This window comes from Actinoplanes sp. NPDC021490 (genome assembly GCF_055562135.1).
On sequence record NZ_JBVHFW010000012.1, the window covers coordinates 70,170 to 96,253 of the forward strand.

Annotated in this window: 22 protein-coding genes; 17 read left to right on the forward strand and 5 right to left on the reverse strand. The window is 71.3% G+C overall.

The features are described 5' to 3' along the window. Positions 1-127 precede the first annotated feature (127 nt). The 3 genes from ACZ3I4_RS28680 to ACZ3I4_RS28690 are packed head-to-tail and all read left to right on the forward strand — an operon-like array spanning position 128 to position 4,598. Entirely contained in the window at positions 128-2,047 is a 1,920-nt protein-coding gene (locus ACZ3I4_RS28680) for a DAK2 domain-containing protein (protein WP_465385130.1), read from the forward strand. Then, positions 2,044-4,266, forward strand: coding sequence for an ATP-dependent DNA helicase RecG (gene recG, locus ACZ3I4_RS28685; protein WP_465385131.1), 2,223 nt, complete (start codon positions 2,044-2,046; stop codon positions 4,264-4,266). The genes ACZ3I4_RS28680 and recG overlap by 4 nt, the downstream gene beginning before the upstream one ends. 2 nt (positions 4,267-4,268) lie before the next feature. Next, on the forward strand, positions 4,269-4,598 hold the full coding sequence (locus tag ACZ3I4_RS28690; protein ID WP_465385132.1) for a DUF952 domain-containing protein: 330 nt from the start codon (positions 4,269-4,271) through the stop codon (positions 4,596-4,598). Between the two features lie 55 nt (positions 4,599-4,653). Here ACZ3I4_RS28690 and ACZ3I4_RS28695 read toward each other — a convergent pair whose 3' ends face one another. Beyond that, complete coding sequence (locus tag ACZ3I4_RS28695) at positions 4,654-5,808, reverse strand: cell wall anchor protein (RefSeq protein ID WP_465385133.1); 1,155 nt, start codon at positions 5,806-5,808, stop codon at positions 4,654-4,656. Between the two features lie 344 nt (positions 5,809-6,152). Here ACZ3I4_RS28695 and rsmD point away from each other — a divergent pair, with 344 nt between their 5' ends. The 9 genes from rsmD to mutM all read left to right on the forward strand — a co-directional run bounded on the left by rsmD (position 6,153) and on the right by mutM (position 12,512). Continuing rightward, positions 6,153-6,716 carry a 16S rRNA (guanine(966)-N(2))-methyltransferase RsmD gene (gene rsmD / locus ACZ3I4_RS28700; protein WP_465385134.1) on the forward strand — a complete coding sequence of 188 codons (564 nt, stop codon included), beginning with the start codon at positions 6,153-6,155 and terminating at the stop codon, positions 6,714-6,716. Continuing rightward, a complete protein-coding gene (coaD, locus tag ACZ3I4_RS28705; RefSeq protein ID WP_465385135.1) occupies positions 6,713-7,192 on the forward strand; it encodes a pantetheine-phosphate adenylyltransferase in 480 nt (159 codons plus the stop codon). The genes rsmD and coaD overlap by 4 nt, the downstream gene beginning before the upstream one ends. Positions 7,193-7,337: 145 nt before the next feature. Further along, on the forward strand, positions 7,338-7,835 hold the full coding sequence (locus ACZ3I4_RS28710) for an ATP synthase subunit B family protein (RefSeq protein ID WP_465385136.1): 498 nt from the start codon (positions 7,338-7,340) through the stop codon (positions 7,833-7,835). A gap of 90 nt (positions 7,836-7,925) precedes the next feature. Further along, positions 7,926-8,489, forward strand: coding sequence for a YceD family protein (locus ACZ3I4_RS28715; RefSeq protein WP_465385137.1), 564 nt, complete (start codon positions 7,926-7,928; stop codon positions 8,487-8,489). Positions 8,490-8,494: 5 nt separating this feature from the next. Then, positions 8,495-8,668, forward strand: coding sequence for a 50S ribosomal protein L32 (gene rpmF / locus ACZ3I4_RS28720; protein WP_465385138.1), 174 nt, complete (start codon positions 8,495-8,497; stop codon positions 8,666-8,668). Positions 8,669-8,736: 68 nt separating this feature from the next. Continuing rightward, on the forward strand, positions 8,737-9,690 hold the full coding sequence (locus tag ACZ3I4_RS28725; RefSeq protein WP_465385139.1) for a phosphate acyltransferase PlsX: 954 nt from the start codon (positions 8,737-8,739) through the stop codon (positions 9,688-9,690). Then, positions 9,687-10,475 carry a ribonuclease III gene (gene rnc / locus ACZ3I4_RS28730; RefSeq protein ID WP_465385140.1) on the forward strand — a complete coding sequence of 263 codons (789 nt, stop codon included), beginning with the start codon at positions 9,687-9,689 and terminating at the stop codon, positions 10,473-10,475. The genes ACZ3I4_RS28725 and rnc overlap by 4 nt, the downstream gene beginning before the upstream one ends. Next, positions 10,472-11,638: a hypothetical protein gene (locus tag ACZ3I4_RS28735; RefSeq protein ID WP_465385141.1), complete on the forward strand. Its 1,167-nt coding sequence runs from the start codon at positions 10,472-10,474 to the stop codon at positions 11,636-11,638. Before rnc ends, ACZ3I4_RS28735 begins: the two co-directional genes overlap by 4 nt. A 19-nt stretch (positions 11,639-11,657) precedes the next feature. Beyond that, positions 11,658-12,512: a bifunctional DNA-formamidopyrimidine glycosylase/DNA-(apurinic or apyrimidinic site) lyase gene (gene mutM, locus ACZ3I4_RS28740; RefSeq protein ID WP_465385142.1), complete on the forward strand. Its 855-nt coding sequence runs from the start codon at positions 11,658-11,660 to the stop codon at positions 12,510-12,512. Positions 12,513-12,515: 3 nt separating this feature from the next. On the opposite strand, the gene ACZ3I4_RS28745 is transcribed toward mutM, so the two are convergent. From ACZ3I4_RS28745 to ACZ3I4_RS28755, 3 genes are read right to left on the reverse strand one after another with little or no spacing between them, the layout of a single operon-like run. Further along, complete coding sequence (locus ACZ3I4_RS28745) at positions 12,516-13,091, reverse strand: spherulation-specific family 4 protein (protein ID WP_465385143.1); 576 nt, start codon at positions 13,089-13,091, stop codon at positions 12,516-12,518. Next, complete coding sequence (locus tag ACZ3I4_RS28750; protein ID WP_465385144.1) at positions 13,088-14,404, reverse strand: hypothetical protein; 1,317 nt, start codon at positions 14,402-14,404, stop codon at positions 13,088-13,090. The genes ACZ3I4_RS28745 and ACZ3I4_RS28750 overlap by 4 nt, the downstream gene beginning before the upstream one ends. Beyond that, positions 14,401-15,987, reverse strand: a complete 1,587-nt coding sequence (locus ACZ3I4_RS28755; protein ID WP_465385145.1) for a DUF3492 domain-containing protein — start codon at positions 15,985-15,987, stop codon at positions 14,401-14,403. The genes ACZ3I4_RS28750 and ACZ3I4_RS28755 overlap by 4 nt, the downstream gene beginning before the upstream one ends. A gap of 1,474 nt (positions 15,988-17,461) precedes the next feature. Here ACZ3I4_RS28755 and ACZ3I4_RS28760 point away from each other — a divergent pair. The 3 genes from ACZ3I4_RS28760 to ACZ3I4_RS28770 all read left to right on the forward strand — a co-directional run bounded on the left by ACZ3I4_RS28760 (position 17,462) and on the right by ACZ3I4_RS28770 (position 22,137). After that, complete coding sequence (locus ACZ3I4_RS28760; protein ID WP_127497323.1) at positions 17,462-17,656, forward strand: hypothetical protein; 195 nt, start codon at positions 17,462-17,464, stop codon at positions 17,654-17,656. Between the two features lie 281 nt (positions 17,657-17,937). After that, positions 17,938-21,519 (forward strand): chromosome segregation protein SMC, encoded by a 3,582-nt coding sequence (gene smc, locus ACZ3I4_RS28765; RefSeq protein WP_465385146.1) that lies wholly within the window; start codon positions 17,938-17,940, stop codon positions 21,517-21,519. Between the two features lie 6 nt (positions 21,520-21,525). Then, the gene (locus tag ACZ3I4_RS28770; RefSeq protein ID WP_465385147.1) at positions 21,526-22,137 is read left to right on the forward strand and encodes an HAD family hydrolase; all 612 of its coding nucleotides are present in this window, start codon (positions 21,526-21,528) and stop codon (positions 22,135-22,137) included. On the opposite strand, the gene ACZ3I4_RS28775 is transcribed toward ACZ3I4_RS28770, so the two are convergent. Beyond that, positions 22,110-23,804, reverse strand: coding sequence for an alkaline phosphatase D family protein (locus ACZ3I4_RS28775; protein WP_465385148.1), 1,695 nt, complete (start codon positions 23,802-23,804; stop codon positions 22,110-22,112). The genes ACZ3I4_RS28770 and ACZ3I4_RS28775 overlap by 28 nt on opposite strands. Positions 23,805-23,943: 139 nt before the next feature. On the opposite strand from ACZ3I4_RS28775, the gene ftsY reads away from it, so the two are divergent. Together ftsY and ACZ3I4_RS28785 are read left to right on the forward strand one after the other, a co-directional pair. Continuing rightward, a complete protein-coding gene (gene ftsY / locus ACZ3I4_RS28780) occupies positions 23,944-25,140 on the forward strand; it encodes a signal recognition particle-docking protein FtsY (RefSeq protein WP_465385149.1) in 1,197 nt (398 codons plus the stop codon). Positions 25,141-25,188: 48 nt separating this feature from the next. After that, positions 25,189-25,986 carry a phosphotransferase gene (locus ACZ3I4_RS28785; RefSeq protein ID WP_465385150.1) on the forward strand — a complete coding sequence of 266 codons (798 nt, stop codon included), beginning with the start codon at positions 25,189-25,191 and terminating at the stop codon, positions 25,984-25,986. Positions 25,987-26,084 lie beyond the last annotated feature (98 nt).

The window sequence follows — 26,084 nt, forward strand, 5'->3', positions numbered from 1 at the left end:
CGCGTAGCTGAGTTATCCACAGCTGGCGGGCCGAAACGGCTGGGCGAAACGGAGTCGTCCACAGGCCGCGACACGGGGTCTGGTGCGCTCCCGAGAAGTTGTCGGGGGTCGTTAGTACGATTTTCGAGTGCTCGAGACGCTGGACGCCGCAGCCGTCCGCCGCTGGTGCGGCGGGGGGCTCATTGCGCTCCGGGTTCATCAGCGCGAGATCGACGAGCTGAACGTCTATCCCGTGCCCGATGGCGACACCGGCACAAACTTGGTGCTTACTCTCACATCGGCGCACGAGGCGCTGGAGGCTGCCGCGGCGGCGGAACCCGGGGGAGGCGCCGAGCAGCCCGGCCCGCCGGCGAATGCTTTGCGGCGTATGGCTCGTGGTGCGCTCCTCGGTGCTCGTGGCAATTCGGGCGTTATCGTGTCGCAGATTCTGCGGGGTATGGCTGACAGCCTTGCCGCGTCCGTCGCCGTCCGGGGGGCCGATCTGGCTCGCGCCTTACGTTCGGCTTCCGAGGCTGCCTATGCCGCGGTGGCGCGGCCGGTCGAGGGCACGGTGCTGTCGGTCGTGGCGGCTGCCGCCGATGCCGCGGGCCGGCTGAAGTCCGACGATCTCGTGGCTGTGGCCCGGGCGGCCGCGGTCGCGGCCGCCGAGGCCCTCGCTCGCACGCCGCAGCAGCTGCCCGCCCTGGCCCGCGCGGGCGTGGTCGACGCCGGCGGCCGTGGCCTGGTGGTCCTGCTCGAGGCCCTAGTCGAGGCCCTGACCTCCGCCGACAGCCGCCGCTCCGACCCGAAGAACGTCGACTCGCCGAGCCGCAACCCCGACGGTTCCACCCCGCCCGCTATCGCATCACACGGTTCCGACGATTCCCCGCCCCAAGCCCAGTCTGGTCTCGCGTCACACGGGCCCAGCGGATCCGCGTCGCAGGCCCCGCTTGGTCTCGGGGCGGATGGCTCCGCCGGTTCCACGCCGCAAGCGCCGCCGGGTTCTGTGTTCGGCGGAGCCGACGGGTTGCCGGGGGAGCCCGGCGGTGCCTCACCGGGCGGGCGCGACGACTCGGTGCAGCAGCGCAGCGCTGTCGGGGTCCCGGCGACGGAGAGGGAGACGGCGGAGGCGGCGGGGCACCACGGTCATCAGGGCGGCGAGGGGGCGTACGGGTACGAGGTTCAGTATCTGCTCGATGCCGGCGCTGACGCGGTCGACCGGCTGCGACTTGAGCTTGCGGGGCTCGGGGACTCGCTCGTGGTGGTTGGCACGGGGGATGGCGGCGTCGCCACCTGGAATGTTCATGTGCATGTGCCGGCCGCGAATATCGGGCCGGCGGTCGAGGCCGGTGTCGTCGCGGGGCGGCCGCATCGGATCACTGTTACGCCGCTCGATCATGGGCGGCGGGAGCAGCCCAGCGGGCGGGGCGCCGTTGTGGTGGCGGCGGGGGACGGGCTGACGTCGCTGTTCGAGGCCGAAGGGGCGACCGTGGTGGGGCGCAACCCGTCCACGGCCGAGATGCTCGAGGCCATCGAACGGTCCGGCGCCCGCTGCGTGGTGCTGCTGCCCAACGACGCCAACACCCAGGCCGTGGCGGTCGAGGCGGCGCGCGAGGCGGGGGAGTCGGGGCGTCAGGTCAGCGTCGTTCCCACGCGGTCGCCGGTGCAGGCGCTGGCGGCCCTCGCCGTACGGGATCCGGGGCGGCCGTTCGCCGATGATGTCATCGCCATGGCCGAGGCCGCGGGGGCCTGTCGTTACGGCGAGGTCTGCACGGCCCAGCGTGACTCGCTCACGGTGGCGGGGCCGTGCCGGGCCGGTGATCTGCTGGGGCTGGTCGACGGTGAGGTGCATGTCATCGGTGACGACCTGGCCCAGGTCAGCGCCTATCTGATCGATCGCATGCTCGGCGGCGGCGGGGAGTTGGCGACGCTTGTGCTCGGGGCCGACGCCCCGGCCGAGCTCGAGGGGAAGTTGCGCGATCATGTGGGCCGCGGCTGGCCCTTCGTCGAGCTGGAGTGCTATGCGGGCGGACAGCCCCGCTACCACCTGCTGGTTGGAGTGGAATGAGCGAGAGCGGGACCGAGACGCCAACCGAGGTCAAGGAGTGCACGACCGGCACGCCCCTGGCCGCGGTGCTCAAGAAACAGGAGGCCAAGGCCCTCGCCACCCACCTCGACCTGCACACCGCGGGCGACCTGATCTATCACTTCCCCCGGCGCTACGACGAGCGCGGCGAGCACACCGACATGCACGGCCTGCAGATCGGCGAGCAGGTCACCGTCCTGGCCCAGGTGCAGTCGATGAACGTCAAGCCGATGCGCCAGCGCCGCGGCAACATGCTCGAGATCACCATCGGGGACGGGTCGGGGGCCACGCTGACCTGCACGTTCTTCAACCAGGCGTGGCGCGAGCGGGAGCTGCGGCGGGGGCGCTGGGGGCTGTTCGCCGGCAAGGTCACCGATTTTCGGGGCAAGCGCCAGCTCAACAGCCCGGCGTATCAGCTGCTCAGCGCCGACGCCACGCAGGACGAGGCGGCCGAGGAGATCGAGGAGTTCGCCGGCGCGCTGATCCCGGTCTATCCGGCCGCGCAGGCCGTGCCCACGTGGACGATCGCCCGCTGCGTGCGCACGGTCCTCGACACGTTCAAGCCGCCCAAGGATCCACTGCCGGCCGCCGTACGGGCCAATCGTGATCTCGTCGGCATCGGCATGGCTCTGCGGGAGATCCATCGTCCGAGCTCGCGGGGTGCCCTCGAGACGGCCAAGAAGCGCCTCAAGTGGGACGAGGCCTTCGCGGTGCAGCTCACGCTCGTGCAGCGCCGGGCCCGGGCCGCCGCGTCTCCCGGCCGTTCCCGTCCCCGTTCCGAGGGCGGCATTCTGGCCAAGTTCGACGCCGGTCTCCCGTACGAGTTGACCGAGGGCCAGGCGCAGGTGGGCGAGGAGATCGCCGCCGACCTGGCCAAGCCGCACCCGATGCACCGCCTGCTGCAGGGCGAGGTCGGTTCGGGCAAGACGCTGGTCTCCGTACGGGCGATGCTGCAGGTCGTCGACGCCGGGGGGCAGGCCGCGCTGCTGGCGCCGACCGAGGTGCTCGCCACCCAGCACTACCGCGGCATCGGCGCGCAACTGGGCGCCCTGGGCCGGGCCGGTGAGATCGACGGCGACCCCGCGGGCACCCAGCTCACCCTGGTCACGGGCTCGCTCGGCGCGGCCGCCCGGCGCGCGGCGCTGGCCAAGGTCGCGGACGGCACGGCGGGCATCGTCGTCGGCACGCACGCCCTGCTCTACGAGGGCGTCGACTTCCACGACCTCGGGCTGGTCGTGGTCGACGAGCAGCACCGGTTCGGCGTCGAGCAGCGGGACGCCCTGCGCGCCAAGGCCGCGACCCCACCCCACGTCCTGGTCATGACGGCCACCCCGATCCCTCGTACGGTGGCCATGACCGTCTACGGCGATCTCGAGACGTCGGTGTTGTCGCAGCTTCCGCGTGGCCGCTCACCGATCGCGTCGCACGTCGTGCCGCCCGAGAAGCCCGCCTTCCTCGACCGGGCCTGGCGTCGTGTGCGCGAGGAGGTTCAGAAGGGCCATCAGGCGTACGTGGTCTGCCCGCGCATCGGCGACGGCGGCAGCGAGGAGGACGCCGAGCCGCCGGGCGACAACGAACCCGCACGCCGCCCCCCACTGGCGGTCACCGAGGTGGCGCCGATCCTGGCCGAGGGCCCGCTGCACGGCCTGCGGATCGGGGTGCTGCACGGCAAGCTGCCGGCCGACGAGAAGGACGCCGTGATGCGCCGGTTCGCCGCGGGCGACCTGGACGTGCTGGTGGCGACCACGGTGATCGAGGTCGGCGTCGACGTCCCCAACTCCACGGTCATGATCATCATGGATGCCGACCGGTTCGGCGTCTCGCAGCTGCACCAGTTGCGGGGCCGGGTCGGCCGGGGCTCGGCGCCGGGCATCTGCCTGCTGGTCACCGAGTCGGTCGAGGGCACGCCGGCCCGGGAGCGGCTGGACGCGGTCGCCTCGACCACCGACGGCTTCAAGCTCAGCGAGATCGACCTGGAGCAGCGCCGCGAGGGCGACGTGCTGGGCGCCTCGCAGTCGGGCAAGCACTCGCACCTGCGGCTGCTGTCGCTGCTGCGCGACGCGAAGCTGATCACCGAGGCCCGCGCCGAGGCCGACGCGCTGGTCGGCGACGACCCGGACCTGGCCAAATACCCCGCGCTGGCCGCCTCGGTGGCCGCGCTGGTCGACGAGGAACGCGCCGAGTACCTGGAGAAGGGCTGACGATGATCCTGCACATAGTCCCGCGCACGGCGTGGGAGGCGGCGCGGGCGGCCGGCGTCTACGAGGGCGACACGCTGGCCACCGAGGGCTTCATCCACTGCTCGACCGAGCATCAGGTGCACAAGCCGGCCACGTTCCTGTTCCGCGGCCGCGACGACCTGCTGCTGCTCGTGCTCGACGAGTCGCGCCTGCCCGTCCCGCTCCGCTGGGAAGAGTCCGACGGCGACGTCTTCCCGCACCTGTACGCGGCCCTGCCGCTCGACGCCGTAGCCGCCGTTCACGACTATCGCCCGGGCCCGGACGGGTCGTTCCAGCCGCCGACCGGCCTCTGAGCAACAAAAAAGGCGCCCCGGCCGAAGCCGGGGCGCCTTTCTCGTCTGACGACTATCAGGCGGTGAACTTCACCTTGCGGCGGCGGGCCATGAAGAACAGCACCGCGCCCAGGGCCAGCAGGACACCGGCGCCACCGGCGATGCTGCCGGCGACCGGACCGGTGACGGGCAGGCCGCCACCCTCACCCGGGGAGGTCTCGGTCGGGGTCGGGGTCGGAGTCGCGTCGCAGTCCTCGGGCTTCTCCAGCGAGTCCCACTTCAGCGCTTCCTGCGCCTCACCGTTGATCGTGGCGTTGACGATCAGGCCCTTCTGGCCCTTGATGGTGACGGTCTTGGTCTCGCCCGGCTTGGCCACCAGGGTCTGGGCCTCGCCCTTGTTCGGCTTGAGGGCCAGGGTGATGGTCTCGTCGCCCTTGGTGTTGTCGATCCCGAAGATCAGCGAGTCACAGGTGACCTCGTAGCCGACCTCGGCCTGACCACCCTCGGCCGGCGGGGTGCAGTCGCCCGGCTTCTCCCACTTGCCGACCAGGATCGGCTTGCGGCTGTTGCCCTCGAAGACCAGAACCTTCTCGGCGTTCCCGGCCGGGATGGCAACCGTCACCGGCTCGTCGCCGGCCTTGACGGTGACCTTCTTCTCGAAGTCCTTCGAGCCCTTGATCGTGAACACGGCGTCGGCGGTGGCGTCCTTGCCGTTGGCCAGGGTGACGTTCACGCCCTCACACGAGGAGGCGATCTGCGCGTCCGGCTTCGGCGACTCCTCCTTGGAGCAGGTGCCGTGGAACTTGACGAAGCCCTTCTTGTGGTCGTACTGGACCCACTCGTCGCTCCACTTGACCTGGACCTCGAGCTTCGCGCCGCGGGCACCGCTGTCGCCCTTGACCCGCTGCGTGCCGACGAGCGGCTCGTTGCTCTTGTGCGGGAAGGCCGGGTCGGCGTCGTCCGGCGTGTGGGCGATGCCCTCGACCGGGGTGGGGTACGCGTCGACCGCGAGGAAGCGGTAGTTCTCCGCGCCGGGCTCGTTGCCGTTGTCGGTGTTCACTTGCCAGGTGACGACCCAGTCACCCGTGGTGGTGTCACACGCCGCGCTGCCCTTGACGAAGCTGTCGTGGGCGGAAGCGGGCGAGGAGAAGAACGCAACACCGGACAGACCGATGAGCGTTCCGGCAGCCACGGCGGTAAAGCGCCGCAGCTTGGACTTCAGCAGGTTCACGCCTACTCCTGTCTGGGGAAATCAGGGGTACGGCGCAAGGAAGCGGCGGGCCTTTCGCCGGCGGTTCGGGCGATGGCCTGCGACAACGCCTCCCCACGTCGCCAGCCGGCAGTCGGTGGAGACGCCGGCAACAGCGCCTGACCCTAACGACTAATGAGAATCTGGGAAATCCCTCAGAGGCGCTTAAAGGTGTTGATGCAGATCCGTGATTTTCCATTTACCGAACGGGTTCGCGTCGATGCCCAGAGTGGCCGGCCGCTGCGGAATTGTTCACTCCTCGGTTGCGGTGTGTAAGTGGTGAAGTAGCTTCGAGTCGTGTTCACCGCAGAACCCCGCGAGGCGCCATGACCAGGATCATCGCCGGTTCGCACGGCGGGCGGCGACTGTCCGCTCCGGCCGGTGCGCTGACCCGGCCCACATCGGACCGTGTCCGTGAGGCCTTCTTCAGTGCGCTCGATTCGATGATCGACCTCAAGGGCGTCCGGTTCGCGGATTTTTACGCCGGTTCGGGGGCCGTCGGTCTGGAGGCCCTGAGTCGGGGGGCAAGTCACGCCCTTCTGGTCGAATCGGACGCTCGGGCGGCGCGGACCATCCGCGACAACATCGTGGCGCTGAAGGTCGGCGGCGCGGCCCGTCTGGTCACCGGCAAGGTGGCCCAGGTCGTCGCCGGCCCGCCGGACGGGGGCGCCTACGACGTGGTGTTCGCCGACCCGCCGTACGCGGTGACCGACGCCGAGCTGGTCGAGGTGCAGCAGTCGCTGATCGACTTCGGATGGCTGGCGCCGGACGCGGTCGTGATTCTCGAACGGGCCACCCGTGGCGGGGCAGTGAGCTGGGTGGACGGCGTCACTGCCGACCGCAGCCGGAAGTACGGGGAGACCACGCTTTGGTACGGTCGCCGATCATGAGACGAGCGGTGTGTCCCGGCTCCTTCGACCCGGTCACCAACGGCCACCTCGACATCGTGGGCCGGGCCTCCCGGCTGTTCGACGAGGTCATCATCGGCGTTCTGATCAATCAGTCGAAAACGGGCCTCTTCACGATCGAGGAGCGGATCGAGATGCTCGGCGAGGCGACCGCCTCGTACGAGAACGTCCGGGTGGCCTCGTTTCACGGGCTACTCGTCGACTTCTGCCGGGATCAGGGCGCGGCCGTCGTGATCAAGGGGCTGCGCGCGGTCAGCGACTTCGACTACGAGTTGCAGATGGCGCAGATGAACATCGGGTTGTCCGGCGTGGAGACCCTCTTCATGCCCACCAACCCGCTCTACTCTTTCCTCTCGTCGAGCCTGGTGAAAGACGTCGTCAAGTGGGGTGGCGACGCCTCGGCGTACGTGCCCGACTTCGTCGGCGAGCGGCTGGTCACGCGCCTGAAGCAGATCTAGCCCGTACGCGGGGCTTCGGCGCGGCGAAAACGGGCACGCCGGTGACGCAGTAACGTGATCGCACTACCCTGCGTGGGGCAGTGTCAGCGCCTCCGCCCGGTCTTGGGTGGCGGGCGGGGCGGTTGGATGGAGGAATGAGGCACCGGTGGATCCGCTGGACCGCATCGACGAGCTCATCGAGATCGTGCAGGAGTCGCGCTCCGTCCCCATGTCGCGAACGAATTTCATGTTCGACCGCGCGGAGATGATCGAGCGGCTCGACGAGCTCCGGTCCGAGCTGCCGTCCGAGCTGCGCAAGGCGGCCGCCGTGCTGGACGAGCGCGATCGGATCATCGAGGCCGGCCGTCGCGAGGCCGACCGGATCATCAGCGAGGGTGAGACCGAGCACGCCCGTCTCGTCTCGGTGAACGAGATCACCGTGTCGGCCGAGCACGAGGGCGCCCGGATCATCGCCGAGGCCCGCACCGAGGCCCAGCGGCTTCGTGAGGAGGTCGACGACTACGTCGACACCGCCCTGGCCAACTTCGAGCAGTTCCTGACCAGGGCGCTGGCGTCGATAGAGCGTGGCCGCGACAAGATGCACGCGCTGCGCGAGATCGGCACCTTCCAAGGGGAAGACAGCGAGCGCCCTTTGCCGTTCTAGATGAGTCCGAGGTAACCACCCCGGATTCGACGGTAGGGCGGCAGCTCAGGTAACCTTTTCTGTCGGCCTACCCATGGCTGAGGAAACACTATGCCTAAGACACCACAGAGTCACCTGGACCCCAGGCAGCCGCTTGTCGTCGACACGACGAAGCTTCCCCGGCAGCCTGGTGCGACGCGTGCCCTGACCAGGGTGATCCCGGCACCGGTCGACCTCGGTGTGGAAATGATTTCGGTCCCCGAGGGGTCGGACGTCGAGCTCGATCTGATGCTCACGTCGGTCTCCGAGGGGGTTTATGTCAGCGGCAGGGTCCGCGGTTCGCTCACGGGCGAGTGCGGTCGCTGCCTCAACGAGATCAACGAGTCCTTCGACGTCAAGATCGCGGAGTTGTTCGCGTACGCGGACAGCACCACGGAGGAGACGACCGACGAGGACGAGGTTGGCCGGATGCAGGGCGACCTGTTCGACCTGGAACCGGCGTTGCGGGACGCGGTGGTGCTGACGCTGCCGACCACCCCGCTTTGCCGGCCGGACTGCCCAGGCCTGTGCCCCGAGTGCGGGGTGCATTTCGACGACCTTCCGGCCGATCACAGCCACGAGGACGTCGATCCCCGCTGGGCCGCTTTGCGTAACCTGTCACAGACTGAGGAGTAGGAACCGTGGCCGTCCCCAAGCGCAAGATGTCGCGCAGCAACACCCGGTCTCGCCGGGCGAACTGGAAGGCGACCGCGGTCTCGACCGTGGAGTGCCCCCAGTGCAAGTCGCCGAAGCTGCCGCACACCGCCTGCTCGGTCTGCGGCACCTACAACGGCCGTCAGGTCCTCGAGGTCTGAGCCGCGCTTAAGTGACTCGCCCCCTTGCCGGGCGGGTCGCACCTGCGCAACGGCGACCGATCGGTGCCATGGCTCCCGGACAGGCAACTGTCGGGGAGCCGGGCACCGCGCGGATCGCCGTCGACCTCCTCGGCGGGGACCAAGCTCCCGCCGTCGTGGTTGACGGCGCTCTGCGTGCCTGCCAGGCCGACCCGGCCCTTCACCTGTTGCTCGTCGGCCCCCTAGAGGCAGCCGGCGAGATTCTTGGCGCCCTCCCACCGAGCGATCACGCCCGGATCAGCACGCTGCCCATAGCCCCGGGCGACCCGGTCGACAGCTGGGTCGAGTCCGGGGTGCGTTCGGCCGTGCTCGCCGTCGCCCAGGGCGCCGCCGACGCCGTTCTCTCCGCGGGCAACACCGGCGCCACCGTCACCTCGGCCGCGCTCGGTCTGGGCCGCCGCCCGGGAGTGCGCCGTCCTCCGCTGGCCGCCGTGCTGCCCACCCGGGCCGGGCGGATCGTCCTGCTCGACGTGGGCTCCTCGGTCGACCCCGACGAGGAGACCGTGGCCATGCACGCCCGGCTCGGTTCCGCGTACGCGAACGTGGTCCACGGAATCGATGAGCCCCGTGTCGGCCTGCTGACCATCGGCACCGAACGCGGCAAGGGCGACCGCCTCCGTCGTGCCCTCCCACCCCTGCTCGCCGGTCTCGACCTGCCCGGCGGTGGCCGCTACGTGGGCCTCATCGAGGGCAACGACGTGGTCACCGGCTCGATCGCCGACGTCGTCGTGACCGACGGTTTCACGGGCAATGTCCTGCTCAAGGGGCTCGAGACGGCGTACGCGGAAATCGGCAGCCCGAATCCGCAGATCCCGCCCCGCGCCGCCCTGCTCCTTGGCGTCGACGGCACCGTCGTGGTCTGTCACGGCGCCGCGTCCGGCCCCGACCTGGCGGCCGGCATCGCCTTCGCCGCCCAGCTCCATCGCCAAGCCGCGGTCGCGGCAATGGCCGAGATGATCGAAACACAACGAGGTGTCTCATGATTGACAAGCGCCGCCGGCCGCCCACCCTGCCGCTGGAGGAGGCCTTCGGCGTTCCCCTCGAGCCGGAGCTGCTCGAGCGTGCGCTCACCCACCGGTCGTACGCGTACGAGCACGGTGGCCTGCCGACCAACGAGCGCCTGGAGTTCCTGGGCGACTCGGTGCTCGGCGTCGTGATCACCTCGGCGCTCTTCCACAACCACCCCGACCTGCCCGAGGGCCAGCTGGCCAAGCTGCGCGCGAGCGTGGTCAACATGCACGCGCTGGCCGACGTGGCCCGCGGCCTGGGCGAGCACGGACTGGGCCGGCACCTGCTGCTGGGCAAGGGCGAGGAGACGACCGGCGGCCGCGACAAGGCCAGCATCCTGGCCGACACGCTCGAGGCGCTGCTCGGCGCGATCTATCTCGAGCACGGCCTGGACGTCGCCGGCGAGGTGATCCACCGCCTGTTCGACCCGCTGATGGCCGAGTCGGCCGGCCGCGGCGCCGCCCTCGACTGGAAGACCAGCCTGCAGGAGCTCACGGCCGCGCTCGGCCTGGGCGTGCCCGACTATGTGATCGAGGACTCCGGCCCGGACCACGCCAAGACCTTCACGGCCTGGGTGGTCGTGGCGGGCGAGCGCTACGGCGGCTCCGAGGGGCGCAGCAAGAAGCAGGCCGAGCAGCGGGCCGCCGCGGCCGCCTGGCGCATTCTCACCGAGCGTACGAGCGAACCCGACGGCGCCGTGCTCGACAAGGCGGCCGGCGTCCCGATCGGCGACGAGAAGCCGGACGACGACAGCCAGTGAGCCTCGCGGTGGACGAGCGCGCCGGGCCGAAGCGGCTCTGGGACCTGGCCGACGGCTGGCGCGGCGCCGGCATCGCGGCCGGCATCTTCGCGCTGACCCGGATCGCGCAGCTGATCATCCTGGGCTGGCTCGACGCGGCCGATGACCAGCCGGTGGGCGTACGGGACCGCCTGCTCGTCTGGGACGGCGGATGGTTCCTGCGCGTGGCCGTCGACGGCTACCCGCACGGCTACACGTTCGACGCGGCCGGCCGCATGGAGGGCAACGAGCTCGCGTTCTTCCCGGTCTATCCGATGCTCATCCGGATCGTGGCCGCGCTCGGCATCCCGGCCGGCACGGCCGCGCTGATCGTCAGCTGGCTGGCCGCCCTGGCCGCGGCGGTCGCGGTCTATCTGCTCGCCACCTCGCTCTACGACAGGCGCGTCGGCTGGGCCCTGGTGGCCATCTGCTTCAGCGCTCCGGTGGCGATCGTCTTCTCCATGGCGTACTCGGAAGGGGTTTTCCTCGCCCTGGTCGCCGGGATGCTGGTCGCCGCGCACCGGCGCGTGTGGTGGGCGGCGGGGCTGCTCGGTCTGGCCGCGGCGCTGACCCGGCCCACCGGCGCCGCCGCGGCCGTCGGGCTCGCCGTGGCCGCGCTGCTGGCGATCCGCCAGGACCGCAGGCGGGCCTGGGAACCGCTCGGGGCCGCGGCGCTCGCGCTGCTCGGCGTTCCGCTGTTCCTGGCCTGGGTGGGCTGGCGTGTCGGCGACCCCTCGGCGTGGTTCCGCATCCAGGCCGCCGGGTGGGGCACAGCCTTCGACTACGGCTCGAGCACGCTGCGCTTCCTCGGCTCAACGCTGTCCACCGGGGACGGCTGGGTGCCGGTCAGCGTCGCCTTCCTCCTGCTCGCCGCCGTGGCCGCGGCCGGGGTCGCGCTGGCCGGGCGGCCGTGGCTGCCGCTGGCCGTCTACGGATTGATCGCCATGGTGCTCGTCTACGGCCAGGCCGGTTTCTACCACTCGAAGCCGCGCCTGCTCGTGCCCGTACTGTTGACGCTGCTCCCGGCCGCGGTCGCCGCCGGCCGGGCCCGTCCGCGGGTCGCGGTGCTGTCGATCGCCGCGTGGGCCGCGTTCGGCCTCTGGTACGGCGCCTACCTGGTCGCCGTCTGGCCCTACACGCTCTGATCTTTCACAAGGAGTCGAAGTGCCCGAGTTGCCCGAGGTCGAGACCGTGCGGCAGGGTCTGGCCAAGTGGGTCGTCGGCCGCACGATCCGGACCGTCGAGGTGCATCACCCCCGCGCGATCCGCCGCCACTTGACGGGCGACGCGCACTTCATCGCCCTGCTGACCGGCCAGACGATCACCGACGTGTCGCGCCGCGGCAAATACCTGTGGTTCCCGCTCGATTCCGGCGACGCGATCATCGGCCACCTGGGAATGAGCGGCCAGCTGCTTATGCAACCGGCCGAGGCCGAGGACGAGAAGCACCTGCGGATCCGGTTCACCTTCACCGACGACGGCCCGCAACTACGCTTCGTCGACCAGCGCACGTTCGGCGGGCTGTCGGTCTCCGAGGGCGGCGCCGAACTGCCCGGCGAGATCGCGCACATCGCCCGCGACCCGATGGACCCGCTGTTCGACGACGAGCTGTTCGTGGCCCGGCTGCGCGCCAAGCACACCGAGATCAAGCGGGCGCTGCTCGACCAGACCCTCATCTCGGGCGTGGGCAACATCTACGCCGACGAGGCGCTGTGGCGGGCCCAGCTGCACGGCGCGCGGCTCACAGATCAACTGACCCGTCCCGCCGTACGTCGTCTGCTCGCCCACGTGCGGGACGTGCTCGCCGAGGCCATCGTGGCCGGCGGGACCAGCTTCGACGAGCTCTACGTCAACGTGAACGGCGAGAGCGGCTACTTCGACCGGTCGCTCAACGCCTACGGCCGGGAGGGCGAGCCGTGCCACCGGTGCGGCACGATCATGCGCCGCGAGCAGTTCATGAACCGGTCCTCGTTCAGCTGCCCGCGCTGCCAGCCCCGCCCCCGTACGCTCCGCGCCTGAGGTCTATTTCCCGCCGCCGGCTTCCGCTCCGCCGCCCGCGTAGGACTCGGCGCTGACCTTCGGGCCGGCGTCGGTGGCCAGGCCGAACCCGGCCCCGCGCCGGCCCATCAGGCGACGCGCGGCGGTGAGCAGGGCGGGCGGCACGCCGTGCACGATGTGGCCGTCGCCCGGGCGTACGCCGTCGCCGTCCCAGCTCTGATAGGCCGACCAGGGGCCCTCGAAGGTGCAGATGCGCACGCCCAGGTCCCGATAGAGCGGATGGGTCGGCACACCCGGGTTGAGCACGACCCGGTGCAGGCCGCGGCGGGCGGCCAGCCGGATGGTCAGCGCGACCGGGCCGACCCCGCCCGAACCGGCCGGCGCCCGATCGAGGAAAAGCCCCTCGGCGCCGTCCTCGCGCCAGGCGTCCACGTCGGCCAGCACGTCGGCCAGCGAACGGCTGCCCCAGTCCAGGTCGATCCGGCCCAGCGACTGGTGCAGGGTGCGGCGGTCGCCCGGCACGTCACGGACGATCCAGGTGTCGCCGTCCAGAGGCAGCTCCGGCGACGGGTGAGCGTACGGGGGGAACAGGGTCTTCACGATGTTCTCCGGGTGTCGTCAGGGGTCTGGGCAGGTTGGGCGATCAGGGCCACCAGCAGAAGACCGGACAGGTGGGTGGCGGCCAGCACGGCTACGGCGTCGGGCAGCGGGCCGGACGACGGCAGCGGGAGGAACGGGAGGACGGCGGTGGCCAGCGGAGGCACCGCGGCCAGGGAGGCGGCGATGCCCGTACGTTTGCGGGCGGCCAGCAGATAGGTGATGGCGAAGACGCCGCCGAGCAACATGCCGCCGGACAGCCCGAGCACGCCCGACTGGGTGTCGGCCAGCCCCGGCAGCCCCGCGGGCAGGCGGTACGCGGCGACGGCCAGCGCCACACCCACGGCGAACGGCGGCAGCAGCCCGGCCAGCGTGATCATGGTGACGCCGCGGACGTGCCGGTCGAAGTCGGCGCTGTTCTCGGCCGCGTCCAGACCGGCCTGGACCTGGCCGGTGTGCCAGCCGATCAGCGCCTCGAGGATCGGCACGGCGAGCAGCAACGGCAACCAGAACGGCGCGGTCGAACCGGACGGCCCGGCCTGCCACACCAGGCCCACGCAGATCGCCTGGGACGCGCCGATGATCAGATAGCCGCCGCCGCGCCGCACCTCGGCCGGGGCCAGGCGGGGCCGCCGCGAGCGTCGTCCGGCCACCACGACCGGCTGGAACGCGCGGATCACGACGACGACGATCGCGGCCGGCAGCAGCGTGCCCACCGGTTTGATCTCGGCCAGGGTGATCGCGGCCAGCGCCCAGCACGGCAGGCTCCACAGCACGATCGCCGCCTCGGCCCGCGTCACCAGGGCGGCCGTCACCGTGGCCAGGGTGCCCAGACCGCCCAAGCCGACCACCAGGGCGAGCCCACGGTCGGGGCCCACCAGGGTGGACGGCGCGATCCAGACGAGCGCGCACCACAGCCCGGCCACCGCGACGAAGCCCAGCCCGACCAGGCGGGCCGCGGCGGCCGAACCGGCCCGCCGAGCCACCGAGACCCCCGTGCAGGTGAGTGCCTGGGCCGCCGCCCAGCCGAGCAGCAGCGTGGCCAGGGGCACCGGCCAGGCGACCCGGCTCAGCGGCTCGGCGGCGGCTGCGGCCACGCTGAGCGGGCCGAGATAGAGGGCGCAGCGCAGCAGGGCGGCCCGCAGATAGGAGCGTTGCGGCCGGGCGCGGTGCTGACGGACCACCGGTTCCGGCTCGACGACGGCCGGTGGCGGTCTCTCGGGCAGCGGCGTCAGCGAGTGCCGGGGCATCCCGCTGACCCGGCGACGATGCGTACGCCTCGTGGCCGTGCGCGAACGTCCGTGGGTGACCGTCATCCGTCCGTCCTTTCACTGACCAGCCAGCGCAGGGTGACCGGGGGTTCGGAGCGCGGGGCCGGCACGGCGAGCGCCAGCTCGAACGCGGTCGGCGGGGGCGGCGCCGCGAGATCGGCGTAGAGCGCGCCGTAGACCCGCACCACCCGGTCGTTGGTGAAATGCATGAGCGCGCGCCGCCGGGCGGCGTCACCCAGGGCGCGGCGGCGTCCGGGCGCGCGGAGCAGGTCGACGATCGCGATCGCCAGCTCGGCCGGATCGTCCGGCTGGACCAGCACGCCCGCGTCCCCGAGCGTTTCGCCCGCCGGTCCCACGTCGACGCCGACGACCGCGCGGCCCGACATCATGGCCTCGATCAGCCGGTACGGCGGGTCGGCGGGCCCCGGCACGTGGGCGACCACGTGACCGGCGGTGTAGCGGTCGCGCGGATCGGCCGGCAGCGGGTGCAGCCGTACGGCCCGGCCCAGCCCGGTGCGCTCGATCTGCTCGGCGCAGAACTCCTCGTGCGCGGCGGTGACGCCCACCAGGTGCAGCACCGTACCCGGGACGGCCGCGGCGACCTGCTCGAACGCGGCCAGCAGCGGGGACAGGCCGCTGTCCGGGCCGCCCGAGCCCGCCCAGACCACGGCCGGGCCCGAATCGAGCTCGGGCGCACCCGGATACTCCGACGGGTCGACCCCGGCGGGCACCTGCACGAGCTTGGCCGCGTGGGCGCCGTGCCGCAGGGCCCAGCTGTGGTGATACGCGCTGAGCGGGGCGATCAGGCCGGCCTCGGCGTACCCGGCGCGGGCGACCGAGCCGCGGAACCGCCGCAGGACCGTGCGCACGGCCGGGGAGAGGCGCTCCTCGTGCGGCTTGTGCCGGGCGACCGGGGCGCGGGCCTCGGTCAGCAGCAGCGGGACGCCCTGCCGCCAGCGTCCGGCCAGCGCGGTGAGCAGCGGGGTGGTGCCGCCGATGCAGTGCACCAGGTCGGCGCCGGGCAGATCCACGGTGAGCGCGCCGAGGGCGTGGCGCAGGAGCGTTGCCGCCGTACGGGCGTCGCGCACACTGAGCCGGGGAAGCGGAAGCTCGCCGGGCTCGGCATGTCCCGTGCGCCAGGCGTCCATCAGCGCGTCGGCCAGCGGCAGGCCCGGCAGCACCTTGGTGTTCTCGGCGAGCTGCCGCAGCGCGTCCGAGAAGATCGTCTCGGCGTTCTCGGCCTCCCCGATCAGCCCCGTGCACAGCAGGGCGGCCGCCGCCCGGGCCCGCTCGGCCGCGTCGCGCCTCTCCTGCCGGTTGGGCTTCTTCTCCTTCTGCGGCTCGCCGTCCCCGGGCTCGTCCGGGCTGTCCGGGCGGCCGTCCCGCCACAGCTCGTGCCGTTTGAGGTCGCGCCCGATGGCCACGGCCCGCGCCGAGCTGACGTTGAGCGGCAGCGGATAGGCCGGGGCGGCCGGCGGTTCCCGGTCGGTGACGGTCAGCAACTCGAACTGGAAGCGTCGCAGCCCCTCGACGAGGGTCCGGCACCATCCACTGAGAGCGTCGCGCCGATACGGGTACCCGCCGCCGGTAAGCAGACAGATGCGCTCGCGCGACGGGTTCGAATTCACGATGGGGGCAACGAAACAGCCCCCCACACACCCGACACAGTGTCAACTAGGCGACACAATTACGCGCTTTTTACCCGATTTGCCGCCCTATTTGTAACAAAAGTCCGATTCGGTCCCTCAAGATCTCGGCCGTTCGTCCCGCCCAATCGCTCTCCCCGTACGCGGTGCCAGGCTCGCGGGGCGCCCCATCTCCGAGCCCTGAATCGATCATGTTGCCGTCGCCCCCCATGGCCCACCCTCCCTGGGGGCCACCGCCTCAGCCGATTGTGGCGAAGTTTGCCGATCTTGGGATTCGGCCCTGTGGATATCCGGCGTCTGTGGATAACGGAATTGATCTAGGGGCTGTGGTGTATGGCGGGGGCCGCTGAGGCGTGGATCAACCGGTGACGACGACGATGCCGGCGGCGGGCGAGTCGATCCGCAACGTTGTCGGTGTCGCGTACACAGCGGACCGAATCGATCGAGCGGGATTCCGGAGCGATGACGGCCACGGTGACCGACTCGTGTGCGGGGTGCCGCGCGGGCGGCTCGGTGGATCACGTGGCAACCCTCAAGCTGCCGGCGTGGCTGTGAAGCAAGTGGCCAATGCGGGTGACCGGCGGGCGGTACCAATGGGACGGCAGGGGAGCGGGCGGGCGCGGCCGGCGGGCGAGTTGGCGGCACTCGTGGGCTGGGGCGCGGGGCGGTGTGCGCGGCGGGCGCGGCCGACGGTGGCGAGTTGGCGGCACTCGTGGGCTGGGGCGCGGGACGGTGTGCGCGGCGGGCGCAGCCGACGGTGGCGAGTTGGCGGCACTCGTGGGCTGGGCCGCCCGGCGGTGTGCGCGGCGCGGCCTTGGATGGCAGCGCCCACTGGGTTGTGGGCGGTGCCGTGGATGGGTGGCGCTGCGGTGGTCGGCGGCGCGAGGTGGGTCGCCGGCGTCGCGTTGCTGGTGAGGCCGGAGTTGTCCCGCTCCTGCCGCGAGGAATGGGAGCGCTGCCACGTCCAGGGGAAGGCGTGCAGAGCCCAGCTGCTTTCTGTGGGGTAGTTGTGGCCGGAGTGAGAAAACGGGTCGCGCTCGCGCTGGAAAGTGGCACAGAGTGGGCTTGGCCGATCGGGTAAGCCGCCTCGGGCGTCCGTTTTGGATCTTCTGGAGGGTGGGGAGGAGCGGGCACGAGTGGTGTCAAGCGGCTGTTTGGCCTGATGACGGCCGTTAGGGTGGCATGATTCACTGCTTCACCACGGCGGGACGCCTCCGCAGCGCTTGACGGATTCTGGGCGACGGCGGACTATGGAGGTGTCGCCAGTCGCGCCCACTCACGCCCGTTTCCAGTCGGACGTGAGCGATCTGCACTCTTAGAAAATATTCTTAGTGTGCATGATTCTGTGCTCAAGCGTGCCCTTGAGTGCATTGTGGGCTGCGTGCTGGGCGCGCGTAGGCCGGCCTCTCCGGCAACGCTTTCCATAAGAAGAAGCAGTGCTTCTCAAGGAGTCACCATGGCGAAGGCCCTCTTTGGCCACGTAGGTGCAGCGCCCGACCGGCGCCTGCTCGACGAGGTCACCCGTCTGCGTTCCAGGGTGCAGGCCCTGGAGTTCGAGGTCACCCGCCTGCGGGCGGAAAATGATCGTCTGGCGGCCGCAGCCGCGGAGGCAGACGATTTCGCGCGGCTCACCGAGCCCGCTCTGACCTGAGCTCCATCGGCCGCCGCGGTCGTGTGATCCGCGGCTTGGCGGCCACGAATTCCCCCCTCGCACCACAGACGCACACCGAAATCGCGCGCCTCCACCCCGTGGCGGCGCGCATCTTTTTGCCCACTTCCGAGGTAGCGGATCGTGATCACGTCCGGCGCGGGGCGTGACCGTGTGTACCTTTTTGTCCGGTTTCCCTGGTGCTCGGAGCGGCGGGTACGGCTGGTGACGCTTGCCGGGGGTAATCTGCGCCGAAGCACATCACGACCGACCCTCGGAGATCCGTGCACCTCAAGAGCCTGACGGTCAAGGGCTTCAAGTCCTTCGCCTCCGCTACGACGCTGCGGCTGGAGCCGGGCATCACCTGTGTGGTGGGCCCCAACGGCTCCGGCAAGTCCAACGTCGTCGACGCCATCGCCTGGGTCCTCGGCGAGCAGGGCGCCAAGGCGTTGCGCGGCGGCAAGATGGAGGACGTCATCTTCGCCGGCACGTCCGGCCGGGCGCCGCTGGGCCGGGCCGAGGTGACGCTCACGATCGACAACAACGACGGGGCGCTGCCGATCGAGTACACCGAGGTGTCGATCACCCGGCGGATGTTCCGGGACGGCGCCAGCGAGTACGAGATCAACGGGAACGCGTGCCGGCTGCTCGACATCCAGGAGCTGCTCAGCGACTCCGGCATCGGCCGTGAGATGCACATCATCGTCGGGCAGGGCCGGCTCGACGCCATGCTGCACGCCAAGCCCGAGGACCGGCGCTCCTTCATCGAGGAGGCCGCGGGCGTACTCAAGCATCGCAAGCGGAAAGAAAAGGCGATCCGCAAGCTGGACGCGATGCAGGTGAACCTCAACCGGCTCACCGACCTCACCGCCGAGCTTCGGCGCCAGCTCAAGCCGCTCGGCAAGCAGGCCGAGGTGGCCCGGCGCGCGGCCGGCATCCAGGCCGACCTGCGGGACGCCCGGCTGCGGCTGCTCGCCGACGACCTGCACACGCTGCGCACCACCCTCGACAAGGAGATCGCCGACGAGTCGGCGATGCGCGAGCGGCGCGGCCAGGTCGAGGACGAGAACCGCGAGGTCCAGCGGCATCTGGCTGACCTCGAGTTCGCCCACGCCGAGGACGCTCCGCTGCTGCAGGCCGCGCAGGACGTCTGGTACAAGTTGTCCGCCCTGCAGGAGCGCTTCCGCTCGACCGAGCAGCTCGCCACCGAACGGCTCCGCCACCTGGCGGCCACCCCCGACGAGGAGCGGCCCGGTCGCGACCCCGACCAGCTGGTCGCCGAGTCGGAGCGGGTGCGCGAGCAGGAGGAGGAGCTCCGCGAGGCGCTCACCGACGACCAGATGCGCCTGGCCGAGGCGATCGAGCACCGTCAGGATCTCGAACGCCAGCTCGCGGCGGCCGAGGGCGCCCTGCGTACGGCGGCCAAGGCCATTGCCGACCGCCGTGAGGGCCTGGCCAAGCTCGTCGGCAACGTCAACGCGGCCCGGGCCCGCACCGAGGGCGCCACCGACGAGATCGAACGCCTGGCCGCCGCCCACACCGACGCGATGATGCGCGCCGAGGCGGCTCAGGCCGAGGTGGACGCCGTCGCCGCCGAGTCGTCCGAGGCCGACCGGGGCAACGCCGAACTGGACGAGCGGCACGCCGAGGCGGTCGACCAGCACGACCGGGCCGCCGCGGTCGTCAAAGAGCTTTCCGACACCGAGCGTACGGCCGAGAAGGACGCGGCCAGCTGGAAGGCTCGCGAGGAGGCCCTGGCCCTCGGGCTCAAGCGCAAGGACGGCGCGGGCGCGCTGCTGGCCAAGGCCGGTGAGGTGCCCGGCCTGCTCGGCAGCCTGGCGTCGATGCTCACCGTCCAGCCCGGACACGAGGCCGCGCTGGCCGCCGCGCTCGGTTCGCTGGCCGACGCCGTCGCGCTCTCCGGAGTGGACGAGGCCGTCGAGGCCATGCGTACCCTCAAGATCGCCGACGCCGGGCGGGCCGCGCTGGTCGTGGCCTCGCCGGCCGGGCCCGGCATGCAGGGATCGCTGGACACGCTGCGCCCGGTCCTGCCCGAGGGCGCGGTCTGGGCGCCGGACGTGATCGGCTGCCCCGACAGCATCCGCGCCGCCCTGAACCGGTCGCTGCGCGATGTCGTCCTGGTGCCCGATCATGCCGCCGCCGTCGCGCTGATCGCCGCCAACTCCGAGTTGCGGGCGGTGACGCCGGACGGCGACGTCCTGGGCGCGTACGCGGCCGCGGGTGGCTCCGGAAAAGGGACCAGCTATCTCGAGGTGCAGGCCGCCGTCGACGAGGCGGCGTCCCGCCGGGCCGCCGCCGAGCAGTCGATCGGGCAGCTCAAGCAGCAACTGGCCGACGCCCGGGCCGAAGTGGCCCGGCACAAGGAGGCCGTGAATGTCGCGGCCGCGGCCAAGCGCGCGGCCGAGGGTGAGCGCAACGCCGCCGCCCGCCGGCTCGCCGAGCTGGGTGCGGCCGCCCGGTCGGCCAAGGCCGAGACCGAGCGCCTCGGGGCCGCGCGGCAGAAAGCGGAGTCGGCCCGCGAGGCCGACCTGATGCGGGTGGTCGAGCTGGAGGAGCGGCTGGCGCTGGCCGAGGCGACCCCGATCGACGAGGAGCCCTCCACCGAAGAACGCGACCGGCTCGCCGCGCTGGTGCCGCAGGCCCGGCAGAACGAGATGGAGGTGCGGCTCGCGGTCCGTACGGCCGAGGAACGGGTCTCCTCGATCGCCGGCCGGGCCGACTCGCTGCTGCGCCAGGCCAACGCCGAACGGCAGGTGCGGGAGCGGGCCGCCGCCCGTCGCGCCGCCCGGGCCCGGGGCGCCGAGATCGCCAAGGCGGTCGCGCTGGGTGCCGCCGGCGCGCTGGCCCGCGTACGGACGTCGCTGGCCGCGGCGATCGAGGTCCGCGACGAGCTGGCCCAGGCGCGCACGCTGCGCGAGGCCGAGCTGCAGGAGGTGCGGGCCGGGGCGAAGCGCCTGGTGTCCGAGCTCGAGCGGCTCACCAACGAGGTGCACCGCGACGAGGTGGCCCGGGCCGAGCAGCGCCTGCGGATCGAGCAGCTCGAGGCCAAGGCGGCCGAGGACTTCTCGCTCGACGTCGACACGCTGATCACCGAGTACGGCCCGGAGCAGCCGGTGCCGCCCACCCAGGCCGAGGTTGCGCTGGCCGAGAAGGACGGCAAGCCCGAACCGCAGGCGGTGCCGTTCCACCGGCCCACCCAGGAGAAGCGGGCCAACAAGGCGGAACGCGACCTGGCCCTGCTCGGCAAGGTCAACCCGCTGGCGCTGGAGGAGTTCGCGGCGCTGGAGGAGCGGTTCAAGTTCCTCTCCGACCAGCTCGAGGATCTCAAGGCCACCCGCAAGGACCTGCTGACCGTGGTCAAGGACGTCGACGACCGGATCCTCGAGGTCTTCACGTCGGCCTTCGAGGACACGGCCCGCGAATTCGAGGCCGTCTTCCAGGTGCTCTTCCCGGGCGGCGAGGGCCGGCTGGTGCTCACCGACCCCGAGGACATGCTGGCCACCGGCGTCGAGGTCGAGGCCCGGCCGCCGGGCAAGAAGATCAAGCGGCTGTCGCTGCTCTCCGGCGGGGAGCGCTCGCTGACCGCGGTGGCCATGCTCTGCGCGATCTTCCGGGCCCGCCCCTCGCCCTTCTACATCATGGACGAGGTCGAGGCGGCCCTCGACGACGTCAACCTGGGCCGGTTGATTACGCTCTTCGAACAGCTGCGGGAAAAGAGCCAGCTGCTGATCATCACGCACCAGAAGCGCACGATGGAAGTCGCCGACGCGCTGTACGGCGTCACGATGCGCGCGGGTGTGACCCAGGTGATCAGCCAGCGGCTCAAGCACGATTCGGAGGACTAGTTGCGCATGTCGCGCGAACGCGCCCAGGCCCTGCTCATCGACCTGGACGGCGTTCTGCGCCGCTGGGACCCGGCCCCGATGATCACCGTCGAGGTGGAGAACGGGTTGAAGCCGGCCGCCCTGCTCGAGACGGCGATGTCGTGGGACATCTACCGTCCCGCGGTGGCCGGCGAGATCACCGACGCCGAGTGGATGGAGCTGGTCGCCTCGCGGCTGCCGCTCGACATCGAGGCGGCCCGGGCGGCGGTCGCCCAGTGGCAGTCCTACCGCGGCGAGCCCGACCCCGAGGTGCTGGCGTTCGTGCGTGAGGTGCGGGCCGCGGGCCGCAAGGTCGGCCTGGCCACCAACGCCACCGACCGCCTCCGCGGCGACCTGGACGCTCTGGGCCTGGCCGCCGAGGTCGACGTGGTGGTCAGCTCGTGGGAGATCAAGGCCCACAAGCCGGCGCCCGAGTTCTTCGGGAAGGCGTGCGAGCTGATCGGATTCCCGGCCAAGCTCGTCCTGTTCATCGACGACGACGACCGGGCCGTACGCGGGGCGCGCGTGGCCGGCCTGCCCGCGTACCGCTGGAGCGGCCCCGAGCACCTGGACTATCTGCGCAAGGCGCTCGACATCTGATCCGGGTAGGCGACCTCGGCCACCTCGAACAGGCCTCCCTCCTTGTCGGTGCCCTCGACCCGGACCAGGGCCCCGGGCCCGTTCAGCTCGAGGGTGCTGATCGCGTTGCCGAAGTACGGGCCGGCCAGGCGCTTCCACGTCCAGGCGGGACGGCGGACGCCGGCCGAGCGGGCCACCTGCCGTACGGCGTGGGCGGCCGCCCGGGACCAGCTGAACCGCATCAGCGGGCGCATGAAGGCCGGCACCTGGTTGTGGACCGGGGAGCAGGTCAGCTGCATGACCGGGGTGGCCATCCGGGTGCCGAAGTGTGCCTCGGCCACGTACGAGTGGTGGACGTCACCGGACAGGACGCTGATCGTGGCCGGGGCCGCGTAGGCGCCGCCCGCACCGACCCGGTGACCGGGGGCGCCGGTGCCGCCCTCGCCGAGCCGGCGGAACAGCTCGCCCAGGGCGTTGAAGCTGCGGCCGAAGGCGGCCCAGTGTTCCAGGTCGACCGCGCGGCGCAGCTTTTCGGCCGCGTTGGCCACCCAGGGGCGGTGGGAGGCGGCGGTGCTCTCGTTCCACGACTCCAGGTAGTGGATCGCGGGCGGCATCAGCCAGGGCAGGGACGAGCCGACGACCAGGTGGTCGTACTCGCCGTGGGCCTGGTCGACGAACCAGTTCCATTCGGCGGCGGGCAGCATCTCGCGACGGTCGGGCGTGAGCACGCGGCTGCAGCGGTTGTCCAGCATGACCAGGCGGGTGCGGCCCACGTCGAGGGAGTAGCTCCACTGGTACGGCTGCTCGCCGCTGTCGACCGTACGGCCGAAGTCTTGAAGTAGGTCGGTGGCGTCGTCGACCGTGGTCACCTTCTGGAACAGCGGGTCGGCGGCCAGCTCGTCGGGGCTCATGTTGCCCAGGTGCTGATAGACCCAGTACGACGCGAGGCCGCCGGTGATCCGCTCGATCCACCAGGGCTCCGCGAGCATCTCCCGGTGCCACGACTCGGAGGTGTTCCAGTCGTCGATCAGCTCGTGGTCGTCGAAGATCATCACGCTCGGCACGGTCGCGAACAGCCACCGCACCTCGGGGTCGCGCCACGACTCCAGATAGAGCTTGGTGTATTCGTCGAACGTGATGACCTGGTCGGACGGCCCGTCGTGGCCGGCCGGGCGGCGTTTGCGCAGGAAACGGCGGACCTTGGCCGAGGTCTTGTCGGCGTACACCTGATCGCCGAGCAGCACGATCAGGTCGGGCCGGAGCTCCGGGTCCTGCGGGTCGGTCATCATCCGGCGCGCGTACGCGTCGAGGGCGTCCGGCGGCAGCTTGCGACCGGTGGCGTGGGGCGTCGCCTCGCGGCAGGACCCGAAGATCATGCGTACGGGAGCCTCGGCGTCGTCGGCCGGGCGGGTGCGGATGACCGACGGCGGGTACGTCGACTCCGACGACGGCCAGACCTGGCGATCGTCGAGAAACACCTGGTAGGCGCTGGCCGCGGCGGGACGCAAGCCCTCGACGACCACGATCGCGTAGTGATGCCCGTACGCGGTGAAGGTGGGGGTGGAGCCGGCGCCGCCGCCCTCGGCCTCGACACGCACGAACGCGGGTTCCGTCGTCTCGACCCAGATGGTGGCGCGGTCACCGGTGACACGGCGTAGCAATGGGCCTATCAGCAGCTGAGCGGTCACCGGACGGCCGCCGGGGTGTGACGCATGGGAGAGCCTCCACGCAGGGATGAGGGGCCCCCATCCTCCTGCACATGTGATGCAGGATGCCACTGGGCAGCCGACGCCACACGAGCCACGGACATCTGTCAGGATTTCCGCTATGGAATACGTGGTCGCCGCAGTCATCCTGCTCGTCGTCCTGCTGGCCGGCGCGATCGGTCTGGTCGTGCCCCGCATGCGCCGCCGTGAGCTTCCGCCGTCGGAGACCGGCGGCGACACCACGACCCTGGAGCGCCCCTCCGCCGCCGAGCCGGGTGTCCAGACACCCCCGCTGGTCGTGCCGGCCGAGGCCGACGAGGGCCTTCCGCCGCTGCTGGAGAGGGAGCCGGAGGTCGTCGAGCCGGAGGCCCCGGAACTCGATCGGCCGGAGCCCACGGCCGGTCGCCTGGTGCGGCTGCGGGCCCGCCTCTCGCGCTCGCAGAACATCTTCGGCCGCGGCCTGCTCACCGTGCTCTCCCGCGATCACCTCGACGAGGACGCCTGGGAGGAGATCGAGGACAGCCTGATCACCGCGGACGTCGGCGTCGAGGCCACCCAGGTCATCGTCGCCCGTCTGCGTGAGCGGGTCCGGGTGCTCGGCTCGCGTACGGTGGCCGAGGTCCGGGAGCAGCTGACCGAGGAACTGGTCGCCGCGCTCGACCCCGAGATGGACCGCACCCTCAAGACCACCCCGCACGACGGCCGTCCCGCGGTGATGCTGGTGGTCGGCGTGAACGGCGCCGGCAAGACCACCACCTGCGGAAAGATCGGCCGGGTGCTGATCGCGGACGGGCGTTCGGTGCTGTTCGGCGCGGCCGACACCTTCCGCGCGGCCGCGGCCGACCAGATCCAGACCTGGGGCGAGCGGGTCGGCGCCGAGACCGTGCGTGGCCCGGAAGGGGGAGATCCGGCCAGCGTCGCTTTCGACGCCGTGAAGCGGGGTATCGACACCGGGGTGGACACCGTGGTGATCGACACGGCGGGCCGGCTGCAGAACAAGGTCGGCCTGATGGACGAGCTCGGCAAGGTCAAGCGCGTGGTCGAGAAGCACGGCCCGGTCGACGAGACCCTGCTCGTGCTGGACGCGACGACCGGTCAGAACGGTCTCGAGCAGGCCCGCGTGTTCACCGAAGTGGTGGACGTGACCGGTGTGGTGCTGACCAAGCTCGACGGCACCGCCAAGGGGGGAATCGTCATCGCCGTCCAGCGCAAGCTGGGAATCCCGGTCAAGCTGGTGGGCCTGGGCGAGGGTCCGGACGACCTGGCCCCGTTCGAGCCGGCGGCCTTCGTCGACGCTTTGCTTGGCAGCGCCACGTAGTCTCGGAAGTCCAGTCCGGTTGACCAGAAGAATCCAGTAGCGGGGAGGGTGTTGGTGACGCAGGAGCGGGAGATCCCGCTGCACGGCGGAAACGTCAGCACCGTCTCCAAGGTCGGCGACACCGTGCGGCGCAACGCCGGGCCGTGGACGCCGGCCGTGCACAGCCTTCTCAACCACCTCGAGCGGGTCGGTTTCACCGGCTCGCCGCACGCCCTGGGCATGGACGACAAGGGCCGCGAGGTGCTGTCCTACCTCGACGGCGAATGCGGCGAATACCCCCTGGCCCCGCACTGGGTGACCGAGGAAGCGCTGGTCACCGTGGCCACGATGCTGCGGATGTTCCACGACGCGCAGTACGGGTTCGTGCCGCCGCCGGGCGCGGTGTGGCGCTCGTTCGGGCCGCCCCCGCCCGACACCGAGGTGATCTGCCATCACGACGCCGCGCCGCACAACGTGGTCTGGCGGCCCGACGGCACCCTCGCGCTGATCGACTTCGACCTGGCCTCGCCGGGCGCGCGCATCTACGACGTGGCCTACGCCGCCTGGACCTGGGTGCCGCTGTTCAGCGACCGGGATTCGTACACGCTCGGCTGGAAGCGCCCCAACCGCCCGCGCCGGCTGCGGCTGTTCGCCGACGCGTACGGGCTCATCCCGCGCGACCGGCACCGGCTCGTCCGCATGATCCGCAAGAGGATCGTCGACCACGTCGAGGGCATCCGCCGGATGGCCGCGGCCGGCGACCCGGCGTTCGTTCGCATTGTTCACAAGGGCCATCTCCGGCGCCCGATGCGTGATCTGAGGCTGCTCGATTACGAGCGCCACACCCTCGAATACGCGCTTCGGTGATCGGCTGTTGACAATCGGCCGCGGAGTTGATGCGCCGATTAGCCCAGTTCATGCCGGTTTTGCGCGCGGACTGTGAGGCTTTCTTCACACGTACGAAA

Coding starts and splice junctions, on each gene's coding strand:
- recG (WP_465385131.1), top strand. CDS start 2,044: ATGAGCGAGAGCGGGACCGAGACGCCAACCGAGGTCAAGGAGTGCACG.
- ACZ3I4_RS28690 (WP_465385132.1), top strand. CDS start 4,269: ATGATCCTGCACATAGTCCCGCGCACGGCGTGGGAGGCGGCGCGGGCG.
- rsmD (WP_465385134.1), top strand. CDS start 6,153: ATGACCAGGATCATCGCCGGTTCGCACGGCGGGCGGCGACTGTCCGCT.
- coaD (WP_465385135.1), top strand. CDS start 6,713: ATGAGACGAGCGGTGTGTCCCGGCTCCTTCGACCCGGTCACCAACGGC.
- ACZ3I4_RS28715 (WP_465385137.1), top strand. CDS start 7,926: ATGCCTAAGACACCACAGAGTCACCTGGACCCCAGGCAGCCGCTTGTC.
- ACZ3I4_RS28725 (WP_465385139.1), top strand. CDS start 8,737: ATGGCTCCCGGACAGGCAACTGTCGGGGAGCCGGGCACCGCGCGGATC.
- rnc (WP_465385140.1), top strand. CDS start 9,687: ATGATTGACAAGCGCCGCCGGCCGCCCACCCTGCCGCTGGAGGAGGCC.
- ACZ3I4_RS28750 (WP_465385144.1), bottom strand. CDS start 14,404: ATGACGGTCACCCACGGACGTTCGCGCACGGCCACGAGGCGTACGCAT.
- ACZ3I4_RS28760 (WP_127497323.1), top strand. CDS start 17,462: ATGGCGAAGGCCCTCTTTGGCCACGTAGGTGCAGCGCCCGACCGGCGC.
- ACZ3I4_RS28770 (WP_465385147.1), top strand. CDS start 21,526: ATGTCGCGCGAACGCGCCCAGGCCCTGCTCATCGACCTGGACGGCGTT.
- ftsY (WP_465385149.1), top strand. CDS start 23,944: ATGGAATACGTGGTCGCCGCAGTCATCCTGCTCGTCGTCCTGCTGGCC.